This window comes from Synechococcus sp. SYN20, from assembly GCF_014279555.1.
Taxonomy (GTDB): domain Bacteria; phylum Cyanobacteriota; class Cyanobacteriia; order PCC-6307; family Cyanobiaceae; genus Synechococcus_C.
Genome location: NZ_CP047959.1, coordinates 704,610 through 725,264 on the forward strand (window position 1 = coordinate 704,610; position 20,655 = coordinate 725,264).

At 50.4% G+C, this 20,655-nt stretch carries 25 protein-coding genes and 1 tRNA gene; 20 read left to right on the forward strand and 6 right to left on the reverse strand.

All coding sequences use genetic code 11. The annotated features are described in order from the left end of the window. Positions 1-17: 17 nt before the first annotated feature. The 17 genes from rppA to SynSYN20_RS03750 all read left to right on the forward strand — a co-directional run bounded on the left by rppA (position 18) and on the right by SynSYN20_RS03750 (position 13,924). Positions 18-722, forward strand: coding sequence for a two-component system response regulator RppA (gene rppA / locus SynSYN20_RS03670; RefSeq protein WP_115070524.1), 705 nt, complete (start codon positions 18-20; stop codon positions 720-722). Further along, positions 722-2,089 carry a two-component system sensor histidine kinase RppB gene (gene rppB / locus SynSYN20_RS03675; RefSeq protein WP_186524779.1) on the forward strand — a complete coding sequence of 456 codons (1,368 nt, stop codon included), beginning with the start codon at positions 722-724 and terminating at the stop codon, positions 2,087-2,089. The genes rppA and rppB overlap by 1 nt, the downstream gene beginning before the upstream one ends. A 60-nt stretch (positions 2,090-2,149) precedes the next feature. Next, positions 2,150-2,560: a DUF411 domain-containing protein gene (locus SynSYN20_RS03680; RefSeq protein ID WP_115070381.1), complete on the forward strand. Its 411-nt coding sequence runs from the start codon at positions 2,150-2,152 to the stop codon at positions 2,558-2,560. Then, positions 2,553-3,308, forward strand: coding sequence for a MauE/DoxX family redox-associated membrane protein (locus tag SynSYN20_RS03685; RefSeq protein ID WP_115070382.1), 756 nt, complete (start codon positions 2,553-2,555; stop codon positions 3,306-3,308). The genes SynSYN20_RS03680 and SynSYN20_RS03685 overlap by 8 nt, the downstream gene beginning before the upstream one ends. Beyond that, a complete protein-coding gene (locus SynSYN20_RS03690) occupies positions 3,305-4,219 on the forward strand; it encodes a multicopper oxidase family protein (RefSeq protein ID WP_255476357.1) in 915 nt (304 codons plus the stop codon). Before SynSYN20_RS03685 ends, SynSYN20_RS03690 begins: the two co-directional genes overlap by 4 nt. Before the next feature lie 952 nt (positions 4,220-5,171). Further along, entirely contained in the window at positions 5,172-5,444 is a 273-nt protein-coding gene (locus SynSYN20_RS03695; protein ID WP_186524780.1) for a hypothetical protein, read from the forward strand. A gap of 67 nt (positions 5,445-5,511) precedes the next feature. Continuing rightward, positions 5,512-6,330 (forward strand): hypothetical protein, encoded by an 819-nt coding sequence (locus SynSYN20_RS03700; RefSeq protein ID WP_186524781.1) that lies wholly within the window; start codon positions 5,512-5,514, stop codon positions 6,328-6,330. Between the two features lie 365 nt (positions 6,331-6,695). After that, positions 6,696-7,505, forward strand: coding sequence for a hypothetical protein (locus tag SynSYN20_RS03705; protein ID WP_186524782.1), 810 nt, complete (start codon positions 6,696-6,698; stop codon positions 7,503-7,505). A gap of 744 nt (positions 7,506-8,249) precedes the next feature. Continuing rightward, positions 8,250-8,564, forward strand: a complete 315-nt coding sequence (locus SynSYN20_RS03710) for a hypothetical protein (RefSeq protein ID WP_186524783.1) — start codon at positions 8,250-8,252, stop codon at positions 8,562-8,564. Between the two features lie 169 nt (positions 8,565-8,733). Further along, positions 8,734-9,093 (forward strand): hypothetical protein, encoded by a 360-nt coding sequence (locus tag SynSYN20_RS03715; protein ID WP_186524784.1) that lies wholly within the window; start codon positions 8,734-8,736, stop codon positions 9,091-9,093. A gap of 72 nt (positions 9,094-9,165) precedes the next feature. Further along, the gene (locus tag SynSYN20_RS03720) at positions 9,166-9,567 is read left to right on the forward strand and encodes a hypothetical protein (protein ID WP_186524785.1); all 402 of its coding nucleotides are present in this window, start codon (positions 9,166-9,168) and stop codon (positions 9,565-9,567) included. A 137-nt stretch (positions 9,568-9,704) separates the two neighbouring features. After that, complete coding sequence (locus SynSYN20_RS03725) at positions 9,705-10,265, forward strand: hypothetical protein (RefSeq protein WP_186524786.1); 561 nt, start codon at positions 9,705-9,707, stop codon at positions 10,263-10,265. Between the two features lie 73 nt (positions 10,266-10,338). Then, positions 10,339-10,635, forward strand: coding sequence for a hypothetical protein (locus SynSYN20_RS03730; protein ID WP_186524787.1), 297 nt, complete (start codon positions 10,339-10,341; stop codon positions 10,633-10,635). Then, positions 10,635-11,060, forward strand: coding sequence for a hypothetical protein (locus SynSYN20_RS03735; RefSeq protein ID WP_186524788.1), 426 nt, complete (start codon positions 10,635-10,637; stop codon positions 11,058-11,060). The genes SynSYN20_RS03730 and SynSYN20_RS03735 overlap by 1 nt, the downstream gene beginning before the upstream one ends. Positions 11,061-11,577: 517 nt before the next feature. Then, on the forward strand, positions 11,578-12,702 hold the full coding sequence (locus SynSYN20_RS03740; protein WP_186524789.1) for a hypothetical protein: 1,125 nt from the start codon (positions 11,578-11,580) through the stop codon (positions 12,700-12,702). Between the two features lie 65 nt (positions 12,703-12,767). After that, complete coding sequence (locus SynSYN20_RS03745; protein ID WP_186524790.1) at positions 12,768-13,133, forward strand: hypothetical protein; 366 nt, start codon at positions 12,768-12,770, stop codon at positions 13,131-13,133. 65 nt (positions 13,134-13,198) lie between these two features. Next, positions 13,199-13,924, forward strand: coding sequence for a hypothetical protein (locus SynSYN20_RS03750; RefSeq protein WP_186524791.1), 726 nt, complete (start codon positions 13,199-13,201; stop codon positions 13,922-13,924). A gap of 36 nt (positions 13,925-13,960) precedes the next feature. On the opposite strand, the gene SynSYN20_RS03755 is transcribed toward SynSYN20_RS03750, so the two are convergent. From SynSYN20_RS03755 to SynSYN20_RS03780, 6 genes are read right to left on the reverse strand one after another with little or no spacing between them, the layout of a single operon-like run. Then, entirely contained in the window at positions 13,961-14,500 is a 540-nt protein-coding gene (locus tag SynSYN20_RS03755; RefSeq protein ID WP_186524792.1) for a hypothetical protein, read from the reverse strand. Between the two features lies 1 nt (position 14,501). Further along, positions 14,502-14,900: a hypothetical protein gene (locus SynSYN20_RS03760; RefSeq protein ID WP_186524793.1), complete on the reverse strand. Its 399-nt coding sequence runs from the start codon at positions 14,898-14,900 to the stop codon at positions 14,502-14,504. 33 nt (positions 14,901-14,933) lie between these two features. Next, a complete protein-coding gene (locus SynSYN20_RS03765; RefSeq protein ID WP_186524794.1) occupies positions 14,934-15,668 on the reverse strand; it encodes a hypothetical protein in 735 nt (244 codons plus the stop codon). A 50-nt stretch (positions 15,669-15,718) separates the two neighbouring features. After that, the gene (locus SynSYN20_RS03770) at positions 15,719-17,653 is read right to left on the reverse strand and encodes a hypothetical protein (RefSeq protein ID WP_186524795.1); all 1,935 of its coding nucleotides are present in this window, start codon (positions 17,651-17,653) and stop codon (positions 15,719-15,721) included. After that, a complete protein-coding gene (locus tag SynSYN20_RS03775) occupies positions 17,653-17,829 on the reverse strand; it encodes a hypothetical protein (RefSeq protein WP_186524796.1) in 177 nt (58 codons plus the stop codon). Before SynSYN20_RS03775 ends, SynSYN20_RS03770 begins: the two co-directional genes overlap by 1 nt. A gap of 59 nt (positions 17,830-17,888) precedes the next feature. Beyond that, entirely contained in the window at positions 17,889-19,478 is a 1,590-nt protein-coding gene (locus tag SynSYN20_RS03780) for a tyrosine-type recombinase/integrase (protein ID WP_186524797.1), read from the reverse strand. Positions 19,479-19,604: 126 nt separating this feature from the next. Here SynSYN20_RS03780 and SynSYN20_RS03785 point away from each other — a divergent pair, with 126 nt between their 5' ends. The 3 genes from SynSYN20_RS03785 to SynSYN20_RS03795 all read left to right on the forward strand — a co-directional run bounded on the left by SynSYN20_RS03785 (position 19,605) and on the right by SynSYN20_RS03795 (position 20,608). Continuing rightward, a complete protein-coding gene (locus tag SynSYN20_RS03785) occupies positions 19,605-20,123 on the forward strand; it encodes a hypothetical protein (protein WP_255476358.1) in 519 nt (172 codons plus the stop codon). A 6-nt stretch (positions 20,124-20,129) separates the two neighbouring features. Continuing rightward, positions 20,130-20,216 (forward strand) — tRNA-Ser (locus SynSYN20_RS03790). 137 nt (positions 20,217-20,353) lie between these two features. Then, positions 20,354-20,608, forward strand: a complete 255-nt coding sequence (locus SynSYN20_RS03795; RefSeq protein ID WP_186524798.1) for a hypothetical protein — start codon at positions 20,354-20,356, stop codon at positions 20,606-20,608. Positions 20,609-20,655: the final 47 nt, after the last annotated feature.

The following is a 20,655-nucleotide window of genomic DNA, read 5'->3' on the forward strand; positions in this document are numbered from 1 at the left end:
CCGCCACGCTGATGCCCATGCGGATCCTGTTAGTGGAGGACGAGACGGATCTGGCGGGATCCATCCAGGCCGTTCTGCAGGACCACGGGCATGTGGTGGATCACTGCGTCAGCGGCCAGGACGCCTGGGTGCTGCTTGGCAGTGATCAGGCCCGCTATGAGCTGGGGATTTTCGATTGGATGCTCCCAGACCTCAGCGGCCTCGATCTGTGTAGGCGAGCGCGATCGCGGGGCCTGGAGCTGCCGCTCTTGCTGCTGACGGCACGCGGCGACACAGCCGATCGGGTCGAGGGGCTGGATGCCGGCGCGGACGACTATCTGAGCAAGCCATTTGCGATGGAGGAACTTCTCGCACGGGTACGGGCGTTGCAGCGGCGTCATCCCAGCTATCGCGCACCAGTCCTGGAAGCCGGCTGCTTCCGGCTGGATCTCGCCACGGGGCAACTGGTCGTGACAACAGCCACAGCTGAGATGAGTATTGAGCTGTCCACGAAAGAGCAGCAACTGATGAGCTATCTCATGGATCACCCAGGTCAGGTGATTTCAGGCTCTCGCTTGCGCAACCAACTGTGGAATCTCCAGCAAGATCCCATCAGCAATGTTGTTGCAGCTCAAGTGCGATTGCTGCGGCGCAAGCTTGCTGCTCATGGGCTTGCTTCCCCGATTGAAACCGTCCCGAGTAAGGGGTATCGGCTGAATCCGCACGCTGCGGTGTTGCTGTGATGACCATCCGAACGCCGGCGCATCGCCTGTTGTTTCAAGCTCGATTGAGGCTGGCGGGACTCTCCTTGCTGGTGATGGGTGCACTCCTATACGGCGCGGGTTTCGCGATGGGAAGGCTGTTGCTGCAGAGCCAGGAGAGTGCGATCCGACGTGAACTGCAGGCTCTTGCCGGAACCCTGCACGACAGTCTTAAGCCTGTCCTGCCGCAGAGAGCCCGGCCCACATCCGCACTCGTTGCGGTTCTGCCGGGCCTCTGTATCGCAGGAGAGCCTTGCAAGGCACCAGATTCACTGGTTGAACGCCATGTAATCAGTGCCACTGATCCCGACCGCTACAAGCTGCGTGTTCTCGATCAAAGCGGTGCTCTGATCGCCAGCTCTCCCGGGACTCCGGAGGCTGTATCTCCAGCTGCGGATCAAGGTTGGCAGCTCACGCAAGAAGCATTCGGCCAGCGCTGGCTCACCTATTCCATCCATCTCCACCACTCCAACGGCAGCGGAGAACCGGTGTGGGGCTTCCTCCAGATTTCACGCAGCCTGAACGATCTCGATCGGGAAGCCCAACAGGTGTTGTGGTTGGGTCATGGTGTCTTTCTGAGTGCGCTCTTGGCGATCGGCGCGGCCAGCTGGTGGCTGGCTGGATTGGCGATCGCACCACTGCTAGAGGCCTATCAGCGTCAGGAGCAGTTCAGCGCTGACGTCGCGCACGAATTACGCACGCCTCTTGCCAATCTCTTGGCGTTGGTGGAGGCAGAACGCCCCACACGTTCCATGGTGGCTGAACAGCCGTCAATCCAGAGCTGGGATCGGGTGCTTGTCCAGGGCCGGCGCCTGCAGAACCTGATCGGCGACCTGTTGGTGCTCGCCAGCCTTGAACGACCCTGCGAGCGGGAGCCGGCAACGGTGTGTGATCTCGCCGAGATCACGGCCGATGTGATGGAGGATTTTTCAGAGACAGCTGCGGCTGCTCAGGTGAGCCTGATTCACACGTCATGGATGTCCAGTGCCAAGGTGCTTGGGGCGGAGACAGAACTCAGCCGGCTTGTGATCAATCTGCTGAGCAACGCGATGCAGCACAGCCCAGCAGGTGGCGCGATCGACGTCTCCCTGAAGCACCAGGGTCGCCATTTCCAGCTTTCAATCACCGACAACGGACCTGGCATCGCTGAGGAGATGCAGGGCCGAATCTTTGATCGCTTCACGCGACTGGATCCGTCTCGCTCACGCCTCCAGGGTGGCAGTGGGCTGGGGCTGGCCATCGCGCAAGCCATCGCCGTCCGCCATCGCGCAGCAATCCAGGTGCACTCCAGGACTGGATGCGGCAGCTGCTTCTCCCTGGAGATTCCGGCGGCTGAGCCACCCCATTGACTCTCCACCGACTGGAGTGTTTACGGTGGAAGCAGTCGCCGTCCTCCTGTGCCTCTGTTGATGCCTCCAGTCGCCGCCATACCTGTGCCTGCGGTGGTTTCCGCCTATCGCTCCCCAAGCTGTGGCTGCTGCAAAGGCTGGCTGGACCACCTCAGGCAAGCCGGCTTCACAGTGAAGGACTACGTGACGAGCAACCTTGCGAGCATCAAGCAGCGCTACGGCGTTCCACCTCAGCTGCAGTCCTGTCACACCGCCCGGATTGGGGGTTACACGGTTGAGGGTCATATTCCAGTGTCGGCGATTCAGCGGCTGCTGAAGGAACGCCCACAGGTGGCCGGAATTGCCGTACCCGGTATGCCGCTCGGTTCGCCCGGCATGGAATCACCGTTCAAGACAGAGAGCTACACGGTGTTCACCTTCACCGAATCCGGCCGGACCCAAGCCTTCCAGACGGTGGAGGGTGATGGCTAAGCCGGAACTCAGCGCTGTGCGTCTCTACAGGATGGAGACGCCCGAGCATGCCTGTCCGTGGGGGCAGCGCGCGCTTCAGCTCCTGCGCGCCCAGGGGATTCCGTTTGAGGATCATCCTCTGCGCAGCCAGGCGGAGGTGGAAGCCTTCAAGCATGCCCACGGTGTGACCACCACGCCGCAGGTGTTTGCCGGCGCGGAGCGCATTGGGGGCTACACCGAGCTGGCGAAACGGCTTGGTGTCACCGCGGAAACAGCAGAGGTGTCCTACGCACCAGTGATCGCTGTGTTCCTGAGCGCTCTGTTGATCAACCTGGCATTAGGGGGCGAAATCCGGGGCTACATGGGCCTGGCGATCTGCCTGTTGGCGATGCTCAAGCTGATGGATATTGCGGCATTCGCTGCAAGCTTCCGCAAATATGACCTGCTCACGCAGCGTTGGCAGGCCTGGGGAAAACTGTATCCCGCTGTTGAGCTATTGGTGGGACTTGGGATGCTGCAATCGGCCGAGAGTATGGGCCTTGAAGCTGTGATTGGCGTGACAGCAGTGCTTCTCGGTGTGATGGGCATGGTCTCCGTCGGCAAAGCCGTGTTCGTCGATCACCTGGCACTGAACTGTGCCTGCGTGGGCGGCAACTCCCGCACACCGCTGGGGGTGGTGAGCTTCGCTGAGAATCTGATCATGGGGCTGATGGGTTTGGCGATGTTGATTCAGCCAGTGATGGCTCTTGCTTCTGGGGGTGCGTTGTGATCAGCCGGCGCTCCTTTCTCGCCCTGGCAGCCGGTGGCACTGCAGCAGCCTCAGTCGCGGCTCTGCGCCATGGCTGGGACGCAGATCCACGGAGGAGCATCAACGCGGCGGCGACGTCGCCAGTGCGCTCTCAAGCTGGCCTGCTGGAGCTGGATCTGGTAGCGCAGGAAACGTCCATCAGCATCCCTGGCACATCAGGACGGGCACTCACCTACAACGGCTTACTCCCTGGCCCCCAGCTTGAACTGCAGCCTGGTGATGCGGTGCGGATCCAGCTGCACAACCGCCTGACTCAGCCAACGAATCTGCACTACCACGGCCTGCACATTCCACCCAGCGGAGCAGCCGACAATGTGTTCCTGAGGGTTGCTCCTGGCCAGCGACAGAGCTACAGCTTCTCCTTGCCGGACAATCACCCGGCGGGCCTCTTCTACTACCACCCCCATCACCATGGAACGGTGGCTGACCAGGTGTTTGGTGGCCTGGGTGGTGCGCTGCTGGTGAGAGGCGATCTCGATCGCATCCCTGAAGTGCAGGCGGCCCAGGAAGAAGTGCTTGTGCTCAAGGATCTTCCAGCCGCCAACCAGCGCTCCGGTTCTGGTGTGATGCTTGGCCGAGAAGGCTCGATTCTGAGCGTGAACGGCCAGGTGAAGCCCGAGCTGCAGGTTGCAGCCGGCGGCTTGCTGCGCCTACGCCTTCTCAACGCCTCCAATGCCCGCTTCTGGCGACTGGCGCTGGAGGGTCACACCATGCATCTGATTGCCACTGATGGTGGTGCACTGGAGCAACCACTGCCGTTGCAGGAGTTGCTGCTGGTGCCCGGCGAGCGTGCCGATGTGTTGGTGCAGGTGGGAGAGGATCACCATTCCATTCACCCCACCACTCAAGATCTGAACCTTGTTCATGATTGATGGATTTGAAATAGCCCAACATTGTTGCGACATCAGGAGTATCAATGAAAGGAGTTTCAAGATCCTTCATCTGCTCTACAGCAGTAATCAAATCCTGATAAGCGGTCTCTCGTTTTGCCGTTAGTTGTTCCTGAATGCTGTCGTAGAAGTCATCACCTGAAAAGGAGCTGACTTGTGTCTCTTCATCCCAACCAGCTTCATCAATTGCTTCGCTTATTCTGGAAGACTCTCCATCTAAATCAAACCAGCAATGCTTTACGGCTGGGTTTTCATCTGAGAAATCGTGAGAGCGGATATTGCTTGCAAGGATCGCATAGACAGGATCCTGGGGTTCGCCTTGGCAGGAATACGACTGACAGACGACAGCCTGCACTGAGACAGGGAGATTGATACGAGCGGGTGATATGACTCCGTAGTAATCCGAATGGAATAGCAGTACCCGTCCGCCATTACGTGTTTCGACTAGCTCCATAGGAACAGTCATATCCATCTCGTGCTCCCAAAAGCCACCACCAGGAACAAACGAGCGTTCCTTAAATTGATCAGCCCATTCGCTCTCGTCGTTCTTGCAGATGAATGCGACTTTGGATTGGGTGGATATTCCCATGATTAGTTCTGATTACCTTAGTTGTAGCAATGGTTCTCGGGTTGTTTGCTCCCGATCGTGCAATGCTCACCGCCCTGCATAGGCAAGGATCGCTGTTTCACCTGGACGTGTCTTGGTCAAGTGCGCAACTCTGCAAGCGGCCATAGGTGAGACGCATGCCTTAACGATGATGCGCCTTTCGTATCGGCTGCCGCTTTTACGGATGGTGACGCTGTAAGTACGTAGTTCTTTCATACACCTGTTGTAGACCAGCTGCATCCCCTCTGTCAATACACCGTGCCTCGACAGTGGCGCACAGAGCCTTGTCCTTGTAGGGTCATTATGTTCAAGTCGCTTGCCATACCTATGCCTAGCCCTAAATCGATCAACCTCCGCATCCCTGCTGATTTACTCGAAAGCATTGATGCAACTGCCTCTGCTTGCGGCATGGATCGTTCCAATTGGATCCGTCTGGCTTGTAGCGAGAAGCTTCAAGGCATCACCCCTCAGGCCCCTCCCGTATCTATCGACGATATAAACGTCGTGGATGAGAGAGCAAGACAGGTCGTTAAGGACCTAATTTCTCGCATCGACAAGCTGGAAGCTCATTGCTTCGGTGCTCAAGACCCTTTCTCTTGACTAACTGCATCCTCTTTGTAGTGACAACGTGTTGACAGCTGGGGTATGCGAGGTGTAGAACTGAGGCATGACAAACCTCCCGCTTCTGTTACGCACTCCTATCTCAAGCCTCAGCGATTTACCTGATGAGCTGGTGGGTGCTCCCATCGATCGCATAGAGCTGCTGCCTTATCTCGGCAATTGGGCTTTCATCGATGGCACTGTTGTTAAGTATTCAGCTATTCCACCTGCAGCCAAGGAAGAGATACGGGCCACTACTGGGATCAGTAACTTCAAAAGCTTTGTCTTAATGAAAGACGCTGAAGTTGAGATCTCAAACAATAATCTACTTCCAGAAGAGCGTGACAAAATACCACTAGATCATTTATGGCTCCACGTAAAAGAAAGTCAGCGCATCGCCCTATACGAACAGAATAGTATGTTTGGTCAGATAGTGTTATATCAACGGGGTAATAGTTCATTATCGTTGGGGACAATTTGTAGTCCTCCTTATTATTCTGATCTCAGGAAAGGTCTAGAGCAGGTAGGTAGATGTACGGACAGTGGCTTTTTTGCTGATATGGATTGCCTTGCTTCCACAATTTTATTCACTCTTCCTTTGGTTGAGCGAGCACGAATTATTAATCAACTTTGTGATGATGCATTGGCAATGGTGAACGAAGGCACCATGCATCTAACTTGCGATAATGCCATTACGTTTAAAGCGGCGATGGATAATTGCTGGCGTTCTGAATGGATGATCAAAGCTGGAGTGAAAGGCACTGTCAACCGTGCCGGGAGACGCACTACTACTCCTCGGACACAGATCTTTCACGGTCAGCGTCGAGTTAAATCAGTTGGGGTTCCAGCATTGCATAAGGAAAAAAGCGCCAAGGGGTTTGCGTAACGCCTAACGCATACAACCTTAAAGAAAATATAAAGACCCTATATGGCCCTAAATATGCTGCAAAAAATTTCATCGATATATACAGACCCCCCTTCACTTCACAGCCGCTCAGAGGAAAACCGCCCATAGGCTGGTAAAAATGCTACAAAATTTTAGACGTGTTTAATACCCTCTGTACCCGTATCGGCGGTCAAACAAAAAAAATAACTAGCTTATGATGCTAACCAATGTTGTTAGATATTATTTCAATCACTGCAGTTAATCACAGCAAATCTAAATCAAATGTATTTCATTTATCTTTACGATTAATCAACGCACGATAATACTTTGTGTTGTAGAATAAATGTAATCGAATCGATACTAATATGAAGTACCCGTTGATCACCATAGATACAATCACCAAGTTCATCAGCCTGGTGCGGGGTGGTATGCCTCAAGCATCTGCTGCTACTGCTGTTGGGCGTGACGTCAATGCACTGCGCTTGTGGATTCAACGCAATGGCATGGAGATGCCACATGTTCGCAAGCCTGTGACTGGTGATGTGATGTCCTATGTCGATGCGTATCGCTCAGGTCGTATGACACAGAAGGAGATCGCCATTGCCTGTGGTTGCAGTGGTCCCTATGTCAGCAAGATGCTGGCTCAGTACACCGATGAACACATCAGATCAAAGCAGGTCAAAGCCTTTCGCCAGATCATCGACCACATCAAACAGAATGGCGGCAGACCTAAGGCAACGGCACGGCTTCTTGGCATTCCGTTCAACAGCACCAAGTTCTATACCTATGTACGTGAGCAAGGTATTGACCTCCTCACCCATCAATTTGCTGGTCTTGAGTATGGCAGCTGGTTAGTCGTTGCTGGTGACTGGACGAAACAGGGTAGCAATTATTTTGTGCGTGCTCTTTGTAAGAAGTGTGGCAATACCTTTGATGGCGTCAGCCTTACAAACCTGAGGTCTGGCAAGTCCACCTGCTGTCACAACTGTTCCATTGGCTATACGCATGGCCGCCTGCAAGTGAAGTGCCTGACTACTGGTGATACTTTCAAATCTATTAGAAACTTTGCTGATGCTATCGATATGTCTGATGCCTATCAGACGTTACGCCTTCAGCTCAAGCAACAGCCTTCAATAGTTATCAACGATCGTGAGTACTCATTAATCCACAGTTAACAGGCAGGGCAAGCCAACAGCCCGAACAGCCTTTAACGCTCGCAAGCTCGCTCTGTTAACAGCCCTTTGACTGTGACAAGCACCTCCTCCTCTACCCAAGCAGTGAGACAGCACATCGCTGTTGTCGCAGTCGATTACAGGGGTGTCCCAAATGTCTCACTATTTTCGTGAAACTTTTCGATTAAATCTAACGCTATCGAATGTGACTAACTCTTACTGAGGTGACTGATTAGTCACATCCGTTTCTGTTGTTGCATCTGGTTGACGTAGCCACTGTTCTGTGGTTACTCTGTTCGCAGACAGGTTGTTGACGGTTGGCGGGACGCCTACCCAACCGAGACCTCGAAGCTACGGCAGTGCAACGTTCATAACTCCTTATCTATGACTTCTAATGTTCACATCAAATTTTGCTGTCCGTACTTTTTCTACGGCTAACCGTCGCCAAAGCTTCGGTACCATCCGCTCAGCTATTGGCTCCACTGCTGTGACGCACACGATTATCCGTCGTCGCGCATCTGTTGGTACCTCTGTTTAATGCCGTAGAGCTGTCGTGCTTTTGTTAGGCATTTGTCTTTGACTTATGCCTACAAGCAGGGCACAGTCAGGCATATTTAGTAACATACTTCTTTCCCTATCTATATCCTCTATACAATAAAGAGGGTTGCTATTATCACTAATCTCGGCTACAATATTGATATGGGGAAGAAGCATTCCTCCTTGTAAATAACTACCACCACTACGATAATGACTACTGCTATCTCAGCACCAGCACTGCCTACGATTTCTGTCAATACTCTTTCACAACAACAGCTAGCTGACCTTCGGGTTGCGTTGCTTCAGAGCTCGGACCACGCTTTTGATTATCTGTTTGAAGGTTTATCAGATGCCTGTCGTGAGTATGCCAGTAACCTTCTCAGCGCTCAACTTAATGGTGCTTGCGACCCTGATACTGGACTTGAGCTTGAGCCTACCGATGAAGCCATTGATAGCCTCAGCGATGACCTGTTCGCTCTCGTTGGATTGAATGTAACTGTCGTCGGTTCAGAAGCAACAGCTTGATTTCTGTCTGATAAGCAGGGCGGGTCATATTTAGTAATAAGTATTCCGCCTTGTTCTATTCTTTATACAATAATGAGCCCCCCTGTTATCACTTATCCTTGCTAGGGTATTATCAGTAAGGGACAGATAAAGCCTTACACATTAAACAACTACCACCACTGTAAATACTATGACTACTTTTACTACTACCTCAGCTGTCAGCACACTCGCTCAAGTATTCGCTGCCCGCTACAGCGTGGTGTCCATCGACTTTCTTTGGACTGCGATTACTGGGTTTGAGGACTTCACTGTTTATGCCAGCACTGCTGAGGCTGGCGTGCTTTCAACCAAGGTCCCTGCCTTTGACTACAACAGAGACCAAGATGAAGCTGATATCCGTGAGCTATTGATGGCTGCTCTCGATAGCACTGAAATCATTACGGACTATACCGTTGAGTTTGGCGGAACTCTGTTGCTGAATGACGAAGGTAAATATCCACAACTCAAAGGCAATGTAACTGAGAGTTCGCCTGTCTCATTCTCATTCTGATTGTCAGGCTCTACGGAGCCCTGCGTCTACAGAACCAACAGCCTTGCGCCTTATCAGGCGCTTTAGGGCGGGGTGGTCTTCATTGACCTTGTCCTTTCCATATTAAAAACTACCACCATAAAAACTATGACTACTGCTACTAGAACTACCGTCGCTACCGTTCGTCAATCAGAAGAGTTTACGCTTACTGAGCGTGTGATTTCCGAGCACATCAATAGCGTTGAAGGTGTCGATGCTCTGCGTTTTACAGACACTGCCACCGCCCTTCACTACACACCATACGCTTTTCAAGATGGTGAATATGTCCAAGCTGATTGCGCTCCACAGTGCTTTGACATTGATGATTTCAACTCGCACACAGCTCCTTTAGTTGCTGCTGCTCTCAATGAGTATTGCCAGACACACGAGGTTGCTAACGGCCTGCTTGCTGTCAATCCCGACAACAGCAGTGAGCTGCTGCTTTATCGCTACTGATTGATACATATCTCCCACCTAGCGGTGGGCATTTTTCAAAGTGGTTCAGAAGGATTAAAAGTTAGTGAGCCAGTTGTGCCAGGTGACAACCGAGCTGAACCAACCAATATTTCACATTCATTTACTGGAGAAAACAAATGCTTATTAAAGACCAAGATGGTAACTATATTATCAAGCCTCGTCAGCCAGGCTACGAAACAGTTCCACTCGCAGGTGCTGTGGCTTGGGATTTAAATGCTGACACTAACTCCGTGGGCTTTGACGCTCCCGCAGAGTTTGCGGCAGGTGGTGCCACCATTACTGCTGCTTACGCTGGCGTAATGCGTGGGCTTGAGCTCATCCCTCTATATAGGGCAGGTCAAATCTCACGCCAAGCTCTCGTCAAAGAGTGTTTGTCTGCTTCCTGGGAATGCACTAAATCAAAAGCGGCATACATAATCGTCGCTGCCTTGATTGTTTCATTACTACCTGGCACAGGGATAATCTTCGCCGCTGCTTCGGTGGTTGGTATGAGCGTCTGTTCTGTCCGTTTGGTGCGGGCATTCATTGATGCTCTTGATGACACACAAGTCTCTGCTTTACGCAAGGCTGCTGCTGAAGCTGGTGTCACAATTCAAGGCCTGCCTGTTGATGAAGCACCAGCCAAACCTTCTGCTGCTGGCTATTCGGAGACAGACCCGCTGCCTTCCTTCGGCTGATACAAACAACGCCTGCTATCTATTGATGGCAGGTATATATTCTCTTAACATTTCGTCCTTATCTTTTATCACTATGAACACGACTATTACTGTGCTGTTTTACATAGCAGCCATTGTCCACTGCCTCACATCACGGGTGATTGCTCCGTACCTACAAGCAATCTTCACTGAGCTGACTGCTGATGTTGAAGCACCTGCTCCAACAGTGCTTGCTGTTGCTGCACCAGTCAAAGAGCCTGCGACTAAAGCACCAGCAACGCCACGTCCTGCCCGTCGTCGAAAGCCAAAGACCCCCTCAACAATCACTCGCTTGAGGGATTCATCTTTGGCACCTGCAGCTGATGATGCTTCTATTACCGAGGTTTCTTGATGAAACTCCAACCCCTGCTTGCCATTCCGTTTGTTATCGGTATGGCTGCTTGCTCTGCTCCCCTAACGATAGAGGCTTCAAGCCGTGCAGAAGCGATGGCAATCTGCGCATCCGAAAACGAAAACGTTATGCGTCAGGTCAAAAAGGAACAACAGCTAATCAAGGCTAAGCCTTACCTATTTGATAGAGACCGTGAAGACTTTTACGATAACTTCGAATGGGACTTCCTTCATTCAGATAAATTCGAGACAGTGACTATCATTAAAACGTATTGTCAGCCACGCCCTAAACAAAATCATAAAGGTGTTTGGTTTGTGACTGGCTACATAGAGTATTTAACAGTCCCAACTGAAGCTCGCCTTCTCGGTGGTGCCAGTGAAGTGAAGCAAGTCATCACCTCTTATCCAACTGCTTGGAAGGAATGAAATACATTTCGCCACCTGAGTTATCCCCATACGACAAGCAGAGGTACATCGATGACTTGGAATATCGCCTGCTTGTCGATCTCGATAACGTTGGTGAAAGACACGCTCGGTTGCGTTGTCTCCTGAACCTCGCCCCGTATCCACCTAAGGATTAAATCACTGGGCATTAGTGTCAGCATTTTTCGGTGGTTCGTTTTTGGCTGATCACTATGTAAGGCCCACCTCTCATCTACTGTTACTAGTAGCTAGACTTAAATCTGAATAACAGTAGTAATGCTAATACATTTCAAGGATTACAAATGAATAATACTTCTAAGATTACATACCCAATCAAAGCTAATGCTTCACTCAATGATGATGCAGTTGTAGCACAATTACCTATTAACATCATCGATCAGCTCGGCCCTCTTGAGGAGTCAGGCTTTCATCTAATGCTTAACCGACGTGACCTCTTCTATAAGCACGGGTTAATTCAGTACACGCTTGGTGAACGCAAGGCTCACGTTGAGTTGGACTGATGTCTGAACATCTGTCACAGCTTGAGCGAGCACAGCTCGTCGCCGATACTTTTGTTCCGCAGGAGTCGCCAGGTGATTACTACGTCTATATCTACTTAGGCAAAGCAACTTACGATGCGTCTGCCTATGTTGTAATTGATGGGCAGGCACTGATGTCGAAGCGTATATGGCATGTCGATGAGTCACAAACTAATTGTGTTTCCTATACAGGGCAAGGATCTGGCAAAAGAATACGAGAGAAACAAAACCACCCTGTATTCCCATCGTCTCAGCTACGATTGAAAGTTAAGGAAGGTATTTCTGAGCATGATTCAATCGAACTTGAAAAGCAAATAATTGAATGCCTAGGTTGCATCTGCGATGAAGCTAGGGTAGATGGCTGCTTAGTTAATCTCAGCTACTACAAGTCTGGTCCTCGCGTTAGTGCGTTTACTGAGTCTCATCTTTATCAGATACGAAAGAGTTCTAATGCAACCACTGCACTTCGAGTTGCGGCAGCTATTAAGGCAACCGCGTCAGACATTCTGTGTCTCCTACCAGACAAAACCATCATTCATCGTGGCAGTGCTGCTGAGTTAGCTCGCAAACTAGAAGCTTCATCTGCCAATATAATTAACTGTTGTCAGGGTACATATCTTGGACTCTGGAACAGGAAGTATTCTACCCCGCTTTATTTTTGTTACTTCAAGGACTATGAAGATCTAAAAATTCGTCCAATGCTAACAACTCAAACTCATCGTCATAGACTGATGATTGCAAAGCGTGGTGGTTCCATGAGCGCTGTTATTGGAACAGCCTCAGAAATTAGTAGACATGATCTCTCAATTAAAAGATCTAATGAGTTACACCGTGTTGCTCAAGGTAAAAAAGAGTCTGCTTACGGTTGGTATGCGGCTTATGTTTCCGATCTCTTGTCATTAGATGCATTCTTGAACTCTTCTCTGCCATTGCCTGGCGAGTACAGACGCATGGAGAATGTGGATCTGTCTACTCTGTCAACAGTTACAGGCAGTGCAAGTTTTATCACTTCTTTTTATCCTCAGCTGAGAGGCAGTGACCTACATGCAGTCTGTCGTGGTAAGCAGAAAACTCACGCAGGGTTTACTGCACAATACATTGACTAACAATTACAAATCCGCACCTTATCAGGTGCTGTATTTACTTGTGTTCTTTATTGAGCCTAACCTCAATGACTACACTATCTCCTGTTGAACGTATACATCACGGCGGCAGACTTATCGTCACCAGCGGCATCCGTGACTGGGTTTCCACGGGTGTGGAACCCTATGACAGTGAGCCCAATCCAAATACCTTGAGCCATGACTTTCGCCAGCACACACTTGCTGTTCTCGTAAGTGAACACCTTGCTGGTAGTCAGCTCGATACCTCTGATGAAGATCACATCCTTAACCAAGAGGTTTATAAGAATCCTGGTTGTGGAGGGAGACTTCTCTCGGTGTGGCATAGGAATGGAACATCCAAGATCTACTGCATTACAGAAGATTGGGGTGGTCCACATAAGTACACGACTGTATTATTTGCGGTCGAATACTGAACACCAGTAAACATCCGCCCCTTATCAGGGGCCTTTTTCTTACGTGTTCTTTATCAGCATGACTGATGAACTCAACACAAGATCAGCCTCAAGCCGTCAGCTTCCTTCGTCCCGATGGATTTGTTGAAGGCTATGCCGAGCAGATCAAAGCTCAGTCGCAAACCATCTTTGTTCAGCGGCCCTCTGCTGACAGTGATGGTAGTTGCTTGTATCTAATCGATAGCAATGGCGGTCGCTGCTATTTGCCCAACACCATTCACCTGTATCTGACTGAACTATCCATAGTCACAGTCGAGTATGAGAATGAAATGTATGGCAAGCAGGACAAGCTGTTGATGTCCTTCACCACCACTGGGGGCGATGGTTTTACTACGAGATGCGGGATGATGAGCTACACAGCATCGTCACTGGTGCTGGGTCTGTCTCATCTCAATTCCGTTGCTCTGACTGGTGAGTTGGAGATCAGCTTCATCAGTAAAGGTGCGGCTGTCTTTGCAAGAGTTGCCTCGGCTACTCACAACGGTTACATCCCTGCTGCCCTGCCTAAGGAAGCGTTGGGTTACAAGCTTGACTTCGATCAGCTGCAAGACGGGTTGACCTTTATCAATCAGTCGATCACATCTGGTGATGCAGTACCTCCGAATTACTTCGGTCAATCTGAAGTTGAGCCTGAGCCTGTAGCTACTGAGCTACCTGAACTGGACAACCTGCTTGAAGACTTACGTAGTCCACGCAAGCGGGTAGCTAAACGTCCCCATAAAAATGCAGCTGCCGTAGAGGCAACTGCTTAAACCCTCTGCCCCCTGCCCTAACGGGTGGGGGCTTTTTTACTTTCCTTCTAAGTCGAGGCGAAGCTGCTCAGTATCAGTGTCATCAATAGGTAAGCCGTTACCTTCCTCATCTGTGAAATGCCAGCCCATACGCCTGCCTCTAAGCACAGCTGCATAGTGACTGCTCAACGTAGCCAACTGATCGGCTGCTGAATAAATAGCAACTGAATGATCTGATATTGCGTCAGCTACTTCCATTCCCCATTGCGTTTCCTCTGATAGGCATTGCATCTCATGCCTTGCCTGTGACTCAGCTTGTTGTTGCAGCATCTTTGTCGCAACCAAAATTACACCGACCAAACTCTCCTGCCTACCTACACCACGCTCCAGATCATTGACACAACCTGATGATTCGCAGTAATCGATAAACTCCAGTGACTTCAGTTTGATCTCATCAAACATCTCGTTGACAGCAATGTCATAGACGAACTGCATCTTCTTGTCTTGGCTCATTCCCTCCACTAGGTTCTTCACTTCAGCTTCGGTCGTGCATTCCTGTGCACGTAACCGAAGTTCTCTTTTAAGTTCCGACTCCATATCAATAGATGACGACGTTACCGTTTGAATCAACGGTCTGGCGCTGACCTTCAGTGACGACCGAGTAGTTCGGATTAGCACTTGACATAACAACGCTGACGTTATGGTCAGGTGTCTTCAAGAAATACAGCGGGTCTGCCTGCATTCCTGACGTTTGCTGTGCTTGCTGTGCTGCGATACCACCTGCATACTTATCTTGAAGCTTTTGCTCAGCACTGATATAACTTCCAGGCACATCAGCTTCTGATTGCGTAATGCTTACGCCATCTGATTGACTCATCTTTGGTTCACCAAATTTCATTGCCATCAATACTCCAGCAATCTCGTCGTCAGGGATTCCCTTAGAGCGAAGTGCCGCTAATGCTTGATTCAATTCTGCTTCTGTAATGTTGTGGGCCATTTGATTTCTCCTGTGTTTAGTTAGTAACTGTTATTAGTAAGCAGAACCTGCTCGCAATTCCATATTGACCTGCTCGGTTGCGATGCGTTGAGCTTGGTCGTATGGCATTGGTGCCACTGAACCATCGCTGCGTTGGATGGGCTGTTGCATTAGTTCGCCCACTCTTTGGTCGATCATCTGCTGAACGCCGAATTGTGAGTACTCCGTGGGCTGCATTGCGATGTCTTGCTCGCCCCTGAGTTGAGCGATTTCATCTTCAGCTAGTGCGGCCAGCATGTTCTCGGAGCCAACGATCTGCCTTGCTGCTGCAACGTTGTTCCTTGCTTCAGCAAGTGGGTCAAGTCCTACCGCTCCACTGCCGCCGATGTTGTTAGCCATCCGTCCTGCAATAGCAAGTGGGTCAGTAGGTAGGTAATCATTAGCCTGATTGCTGTATGCCTTGAGCCCCTCGATACCGACGACACCAACACCTGCTCCAAGTGCTGTCAGGCCAGCTGCATTACGAAAGCCTGGACTAGACAGATACTCGCGTGCATCTACAGCACGATCAGCAGCTGAACGGACGGTGTCGTTCTTCATGCCGTCAGGTAGTCCTTGCATAAGCTGCCTGGCTTGTGCTGCCTTCCGGTTGTCTGCCTTGATGGCTGCTTGCTGCTCTAGTTGCTTTAAATATGCAGCCTGCTCCTGTGGATTAGGTCCTCTAAAGAACCCTCTGCCATCAGGTTGCTGAGGTGTTTGGCCTGGGTTTCTATACTTACGTGGTGACATGATGTGCTCCGTTAATTAAATTCTATTGACTGTTGTTGTAGCTTGTGGGATTAAAACTGAATCATCGATTGTTGTTCCTCCTCTTTCTTCTTAGCGTTACGCTTACCGATTTCACTTTCGATAGCATCAAACTTTTGTGATGCCCATTGCTGTGTGCCCAGTGCTTTACCAGCTTGAGCACGGCGGTCTTCATCAATCAGCTGATCTACCAATGCCTGCTGTTGCAGCATCTTGGTGTTCAGTGATTGTTGTTGTGAACGCTTATTGAAACCAGTGCGTGACTTGTCCTTCTCTTGTTGAGCATTAGGATTAGCACGCATGACTTCATACTTATCTGTCAGCAACTGCTTGGCATTTTCTTTGTAGATATCGTAGTCAACGCCTGGATTATTCTCTGCAAAGTTCCTGCGTCGGCGTTCATCTTCAATGCTGTTACCCGTAAGTTCACCAGCAGCTAAGCCAGCCATGCCTCCACCAAACACGGTGCCAAGGACACGTGCGTTGTGCTGCCAGCCATCGTCTTTATCAAATCCTTCCTGCATGTCGTTAATAAACTGATTGCCTGGATGGGCTTGTGTTCTTGTGCCATCACGTTGACGAGGCAGAACTTCAGGAACAAATGCTCCTAGCTTCCCAAGTCCTTTGCGTGCTTTCACTCCACCCCTCAACCGAATGGAACCAAGGTTTGTAAGTGCCGCACCACCAGCTGCACCGAGGATTGCACCAGCTGTACCGAGGAGCGTGTCGTTTACAGGCAATGTTTTACCCATGAATGAAACCTCGGCACCTCTGATACCGTCTGGGTTTGTCTTCAGCAGGCCACCAAGATTAATCTTGGCATCATCAAAAGGATTCAGATCGACATCACGATCACGTAGGTATCCTTTGTATTTCTGATACTCACCATAGGTAACGTCAGGTCGTTCAAGGAGAAAATCTTCTGCCTCTAGTAGCCGACCTTCACGTCCGGTTATATACTTTGCTGCGACCTCTGCAATCACATTGTCAGTAGAGAAAGGATCATCATCTTTCGGTACGGTCATTGCGTAGCCTTCATTGCGACCAAGCAATCCAATGCCACTGTTGATTGCAATACCAGCAGGGATAAGCGTTGCAGCTTGAACGATGTTCGGATTGAACCGACGCTTCAAGATGCGGTTGCTCCTGATCTTCACACCTGGCCTTGTGTTCTTGTAATTCTGTGGCTGCAGTTTTGATTCCTCTATCAGCTCATCCCGTGCTCGCTTAGTTACATCCGCCTCTAATGCCTGATCGATTTCCTCAATGAGAGACATATCAAATTCACCTTCAGCGAGAGAGGTGAACAGTTCATTGCTGTTCTGCTCTCGAATCTTCTTGACTCGTGCTTGAAATACTTCAGGGTCTAGCTGTGGTTCTTGATAAGCAACCCATCCCTTTTCCTGTGCTTCTTGCAGAGGGACAACACGGTTAGCGAAGAGATCAGGATTCAGCATCGCTGCTCCCTGCTCATTAATTACATTTGTCGTTGCTTGTGGCGCATTAAGTAGCCAGTAAATTCCACGCAATCCGTCGTTAACCACATCAGATGCTAGAGATCCACCAAGAAAGGCACCCTTCCTTACACGGCTTTGGTTATGCAGTGCCTCCTTGTACTGCTGGAGATTTGCGTCGGTAACTTGCTCACCAATCAGATCTATCGGTGATGGACCGAAGTTCAGTCCTGTGTTGGCTCGCCTGATGAACGTCTCGTTATTGATTGCATCAACAGGCAGCCAGCCAAATCGTTTGGGGTCAACGGTCTTTGCCTGACGTGCGGCATCAAAGATCGGTTGCGTCCCAAAGACCTGAGTTCCACGTGGTGGTTCCGACTTGCCTTCTGCATCACGGATTTCCCACAACAGATCACGTCTGTCTTCTGGCGTGATGCGGAATCCTTCGGCTAGTCCACGCTTTAGATCACTCAGTATTCCCTGTTCACGCTTCTTCCTCTCTTCGTTAGCCATCACGCAACACCCATCTGTGATGCTTTCTCATTCAGCAACTGACGAATCACCTGTGAAGTTGAGCTGACCTTCATCAGTTCTTTGATTGCTTGTGCTTGTGCCTTTGTCTCTTCGCTTGCACGGACAGAGATCATTGCGTTTCTGCTGCTGCTTTCTTTACGTTTAGCTGCTCTCATTGCTCGCATTACTTTCAATCTATATCTATATTCTACAAGCTTTTGTATTACATTTTAGCTCATGGTATCCAGCTCCAGTCGACCTTGATTATCTCCTTATATAAAAGATCGGGCATGAATTTTAGTCCGACTCCATACGTATTTTCTTGCACGTCTTTGCTGGTATGTCCAGTAAATGCACGGCGAAACTCTGGTGTGATGCCAGCCATTCTCCACGCATCGATGCTTGTATTCCTGATGCTGTGTGTTGTAGTTACTTTCCTTTCGTATATACCTTCCCGCTTCAGTATCTTTTGAAACCACTCTGACCACACGGATGGATCCTTACTGCCTGCAAATATGTATCCATTCTCTCCAGCTTTAAACAGATCAAGGAAGCCTGACTGTATTACGACTGGATGCAGTGGCACATGTCTTTCATTCTGTTGCTCTGTCTTTAGTGGATGCGGGAATTCTCCATCAGCGTCGTGCACCATATCTAAATACCAGACACCTGCATCTGTCTTCTTTAAATCACCATGCCTTAGCTGCGTTATCTCTGACATACGTGCACCAGTTGCCAGTAACACTAGTGGTACCAGTGATTTCTCTGTGTATGCCTTTTGTTTGATGTGATTGAAAATTAATACCAGCTCATCACGTGTGAATGATCTATATGTCCCTTGTTCGCTACCTTTTGGTGCACGAATGGCCATTGATTGAAACGGATTTGTATCTGTGTAGCCATATTGAATTGCGATTTTGAATAACTTCTGCATCACACCTACTCGTTTCTGTTGAGAGCGGATTGCCCAGGATGATCGCTGTAATTCCTGCACATATCTGCGAGCATCGCTGACATCTAGTTCATTTGGAAATGATTTGTCTGATGATTGTTGGATCTCGCTAATGACTTGCCAATATCTTTTGATTCTGTCCTCTGTAATTCCAACGCCATCGATATGACGGATGCCACCCGCATCTAACTGCAATGCCTCCACTAATTGCTCCCATGTCACCTTCCGTTCAGGTAGTGCTGGTGCTTTCGTTTCTATATCCCCTGGACTGAAGTCTCCTTGCGCTCTCTTCGCTACATCACCCTCCATCATCGGCAGATATCCAAACAGTCGTTGCTGTATCTGCTGATATGCCTGCGAATTAGGTGTGATCTGCAACTGTGACAAGACATTACTGAGTAATCGTTCAGTCACATTCGCTTTTGCTTGCTGTATCGGAGCGGATGTCCCCTGTTCCTTGGCTGATGCCAGACCTGTCGCCACTTCAAGCACCAGTCGGGCGAGCAGGTCCTCCATATCGGTGGTGATCTGCCCGTTATCCCCTGCATTCAGCAGGTTTCGCCATGGTTCAGCACCAATACCCGCCGCATTCTTTGGAGAGACGGGCGTTACCTCTGCTGTTTGCGTAATGCCTGCCTGATATGCCGCTTCTGCTGCGGTGAATGCCGCTTCGATGGGCGTATGCACCTGCATCCACGCTTGTTGTGCCGCAACTGACCCCCGATTGGTGGTGTCGCAGGGCAGAACACGGCAGATCGTGGCCTTATTCCCCATGAATTCGCGCAGATGTGGCGGAACCCTGCGTGAATATTCCAGCTTCCCCACTCTTGAGAGACGGACGTAGGGCAATTGACCTAACGGACGTGGTGTCAAGAGAGTTTGCTACTACATTTGCTAGTAACCTACTACGTTTTCTTCCTCGAGACCATTGATACACACTAGATTCCTGTGATGTCAGCAGGTTTCGTTTGCTAGTTCACAGTTCATCCGCAGCCTTGGGTGGTGCTGCTCGTCGTGCTGGCTCTGCTGCCTTGGGCCTTGCCGTCGCTGCAATTCTGGCGCTGGAGAGCTTTCCCGATGCTGCTCTTGGCCACGCTGATGCAAGCCGGTGTTCAGCTCAGCGATGAGGTGATGTTGGTGCAGCAGTGGGGGAGGCAGTGGTTGTTGGCCCGTCACCAAGGGCGTGCTGCGCTGATGAGCAGTCATGGAGATTTGCTCAGTTGCCAGTTGGCTCAGCAGCTTGGGCACGGATACGGACACCAGCGTTTGGATTGGCTGGTGGTGATGGATCCAGTAGCGAGTGAGCAGATTGATTGTTGGACGGAACTCGCTCACACCGTGCGGGCTGAGCATCAGGGGCAGCCCCCATTGCTGCCAGGTCAACGCCTCCAGAGCCCTGGCTTGATGCTTCGTCCCCTGCATGGTCAAGACCGACGTTGGAATTTGCGCGTGAATGGGCAATCCCATCGCCTCAAGCAATCAAGCGGTGGAGCTTTAAGATGGGATCACGCTGGATAAGCGTTTGGAGAGGTGGCAGAGCCCGGTTGAATGCGCACGACTCGAAATCGTGTAGGGGTAACACCCTCGTGGGTTCGAATCCCACCCTCTCCGTTTTAGACGAGTCTGAATAAGTACTCTTTTGTCCCAATTCCCTGTCATGGTCTGAACTGTGGGGCGGTTATCCCTGCTGCTATCTGCCTCTATGGAACATTTCCAGTCCATAGGGTTGATCCAGTGTTTCCCTTTCCATGTCCAACGAGACCTCCAGTGAACAAACCAGCAGCCAGAGCAAAGACTGCGGTGGCAAGAAGAAAGCGATGCTTGCCTATGGCGTGATTCAGATCTCTGCCACTGTCCTCTCTGCCATTTCCTTGGCAGCAATTGCTCTTGGTTTCTGTGCTGTGAAGCAAGAGAGCAAGGCATTTAATGGTTGCGTTGAAGAAGTTATTGCCGAGGGCAAGACCAATGCGCAAGCAGTTCGCTTCTGTAATGGTGGGAACTGAATAGGTCGTTCCGCAAATCATTGCTAAGCGACCTTTGAGGAGCATGT

What these genes read in the sequence shown, in the direction of transcription:
- rppA (WP_115070524.1), top strand. Translation starts at nt 18, where the DNA reads ATGCGGATCCTGTTAGTGGAGGACGAGACGGATCTGGCGGGATCCATC.
- rppB (WP_186524779.1), top strand. Translation starts at nt 722, where the DNA reads ATGACCATCCGAACGCCGGCGCATCGCCTGTTGTTTCAAGCTCGATTG.
- SynSYN20_RS03680 (WP_115070381.1), top strand. Translation starts at nt 2,150, where the DNA reads ATGCCTCCAGTCGCCGCCATACCTGTGCCTGCGGTGGTTTCCGCCTAT.
- SynSYN20_RS03685 (WP_115070382.1), top strand. Translation starts at nt 2,553, where the DNA reads ATGGCTAAGCCGGAACTCAGCGCTGTGCGTCTCTACAGGATGGAGACG.
- SynSYN20_RS03695 (WP_186524780.1), top strand. Translation starts at nt 5,172, where the DNA reads ATGCCTAGCCCTAAATCGATCAACCTCCGCATCCCTGCTGATTTACTC.
- SynSYN20_RS03700 (WP_186524781.1), top strand. Translation starts at nt 5,512, where the DNA reads ATGACAAACCTCCCGCTTCTGTTACGCACTCCTATCTCAAGCCTCAGC.
- SynSYN20_RS03705 (WP_186524782.1), top strand. Translation starts at nt 6,696, where the DNA reads ATGAAGTACCCGTTGATCACCATAGATACAATCACCAAGTTCATCAGC.
- SynSYN20_RS03710 (WP_186524783.1), top strand. Translation starts at nt 8,250, where the DNA reads ATGACTACTGCTATCTCAGCACCAGCACTGCCTACGATTTCTGTCAAT.
- SynSYN20_RS03715 (WP_186524784.1), top strand. Translation starts at nt 8,734, where the DNA reads ATGACTACTTTTACTACTACCTCAGCTGTCAGCACACTCGCTCAAGTA.
- SynSYN20_RS03725 (WP_186524786.1), top strand. Translation starts at nt 9,705, where the DNA reads ATGCTTATTAAAGACCAAGATGGTAACTATATTATCAAGCCTCGTCAG.
- SynSYN20_RS03730 (WP_186524787.1), top strand. Translation starts at nt 10,339, where the DNA reads ATGAACACGACTATTACTGTGCTGTTTTACATAGCAGCCATTGTCCAC.
- SynSYN20_RS03735 (WP_186524788.1), top strand. Translation starts at nt 10,635, where the DNA reads ATGAAACTCCAACCCCTGCTTGCCATTCCGTTTGTTATCGGTATGGCT.
- SynSYN20_RS03740 (WP_186524789.1), top strand. Translation starts at nt 11,578, where the DNA reads ATGTCTGAACATCTGTCACAGCTTGAGCGAGCACAGCTCGTCGCCGAT.
- SynSYN20_RS03745 (WP_186524790.1), top strand. Translation starts at nt 12,768, where the DNA reads ATGACTACACTATCTCCTGTTGAACGTATACATCACGGCGGCAGACTT.
- SynSYN20_RS03750 (WP_186524791.1), top strand. Translation starts at nt 13,199, where the DNA reads ATGAACTCAACACAAGATCAGCCTCAAGCCGTCAGCTTCCTTCGTCCC.
- SynSYN20_RS03755 (WP_186524792.1), bottom strand. Translation starts at nt 14,500, where the DNA reads ATGGAGTCGGAACTTAAAAGAGAACTTCGGTTACGTGCACAGGAATGC.
- SynSYN20_RS03760 (WP_186524793.1), bottom strand. Translation starts at nt 14,900, where the DNA reads ATGGCCCACAACATTACAGAAGCAGAATTGAATCAAGCATTAGCGGCA.
- SynSYN20_RS03765 (WP_186524794.1), bottom strand. Translation starts at nt 15,668, where the DNA reads ATGTCACCACGTAAGTATAGAAACCCAGGCCAAACACCTCAGCAACCT.
- SynSYN20_RS03770 (WP_186524795.1), bottom strand. Translation starts at nt 17,653, where the DNA reads ATGGCTAACGAAGAGAGGAAGAAGCGTGAACAGGGAATACTGAGTGAT.
- SynSYN20_RS03775 (WP_186524796.1), bottom strand. Translation starts at nt 17,829, where the DNA reads ATGAGAGCAGCTAAACGTAAAGAAAGCAGCAGCAGAAACGCAATGATC.
- SynSYN20_RS03795 (WP_186524798.1), top strand. Translation starts at nt 20,354, where the DNA reads ATGTCCAACGAGACCTCCAGTGAACAAACCAGCAGCCAGAGCAAAGAC.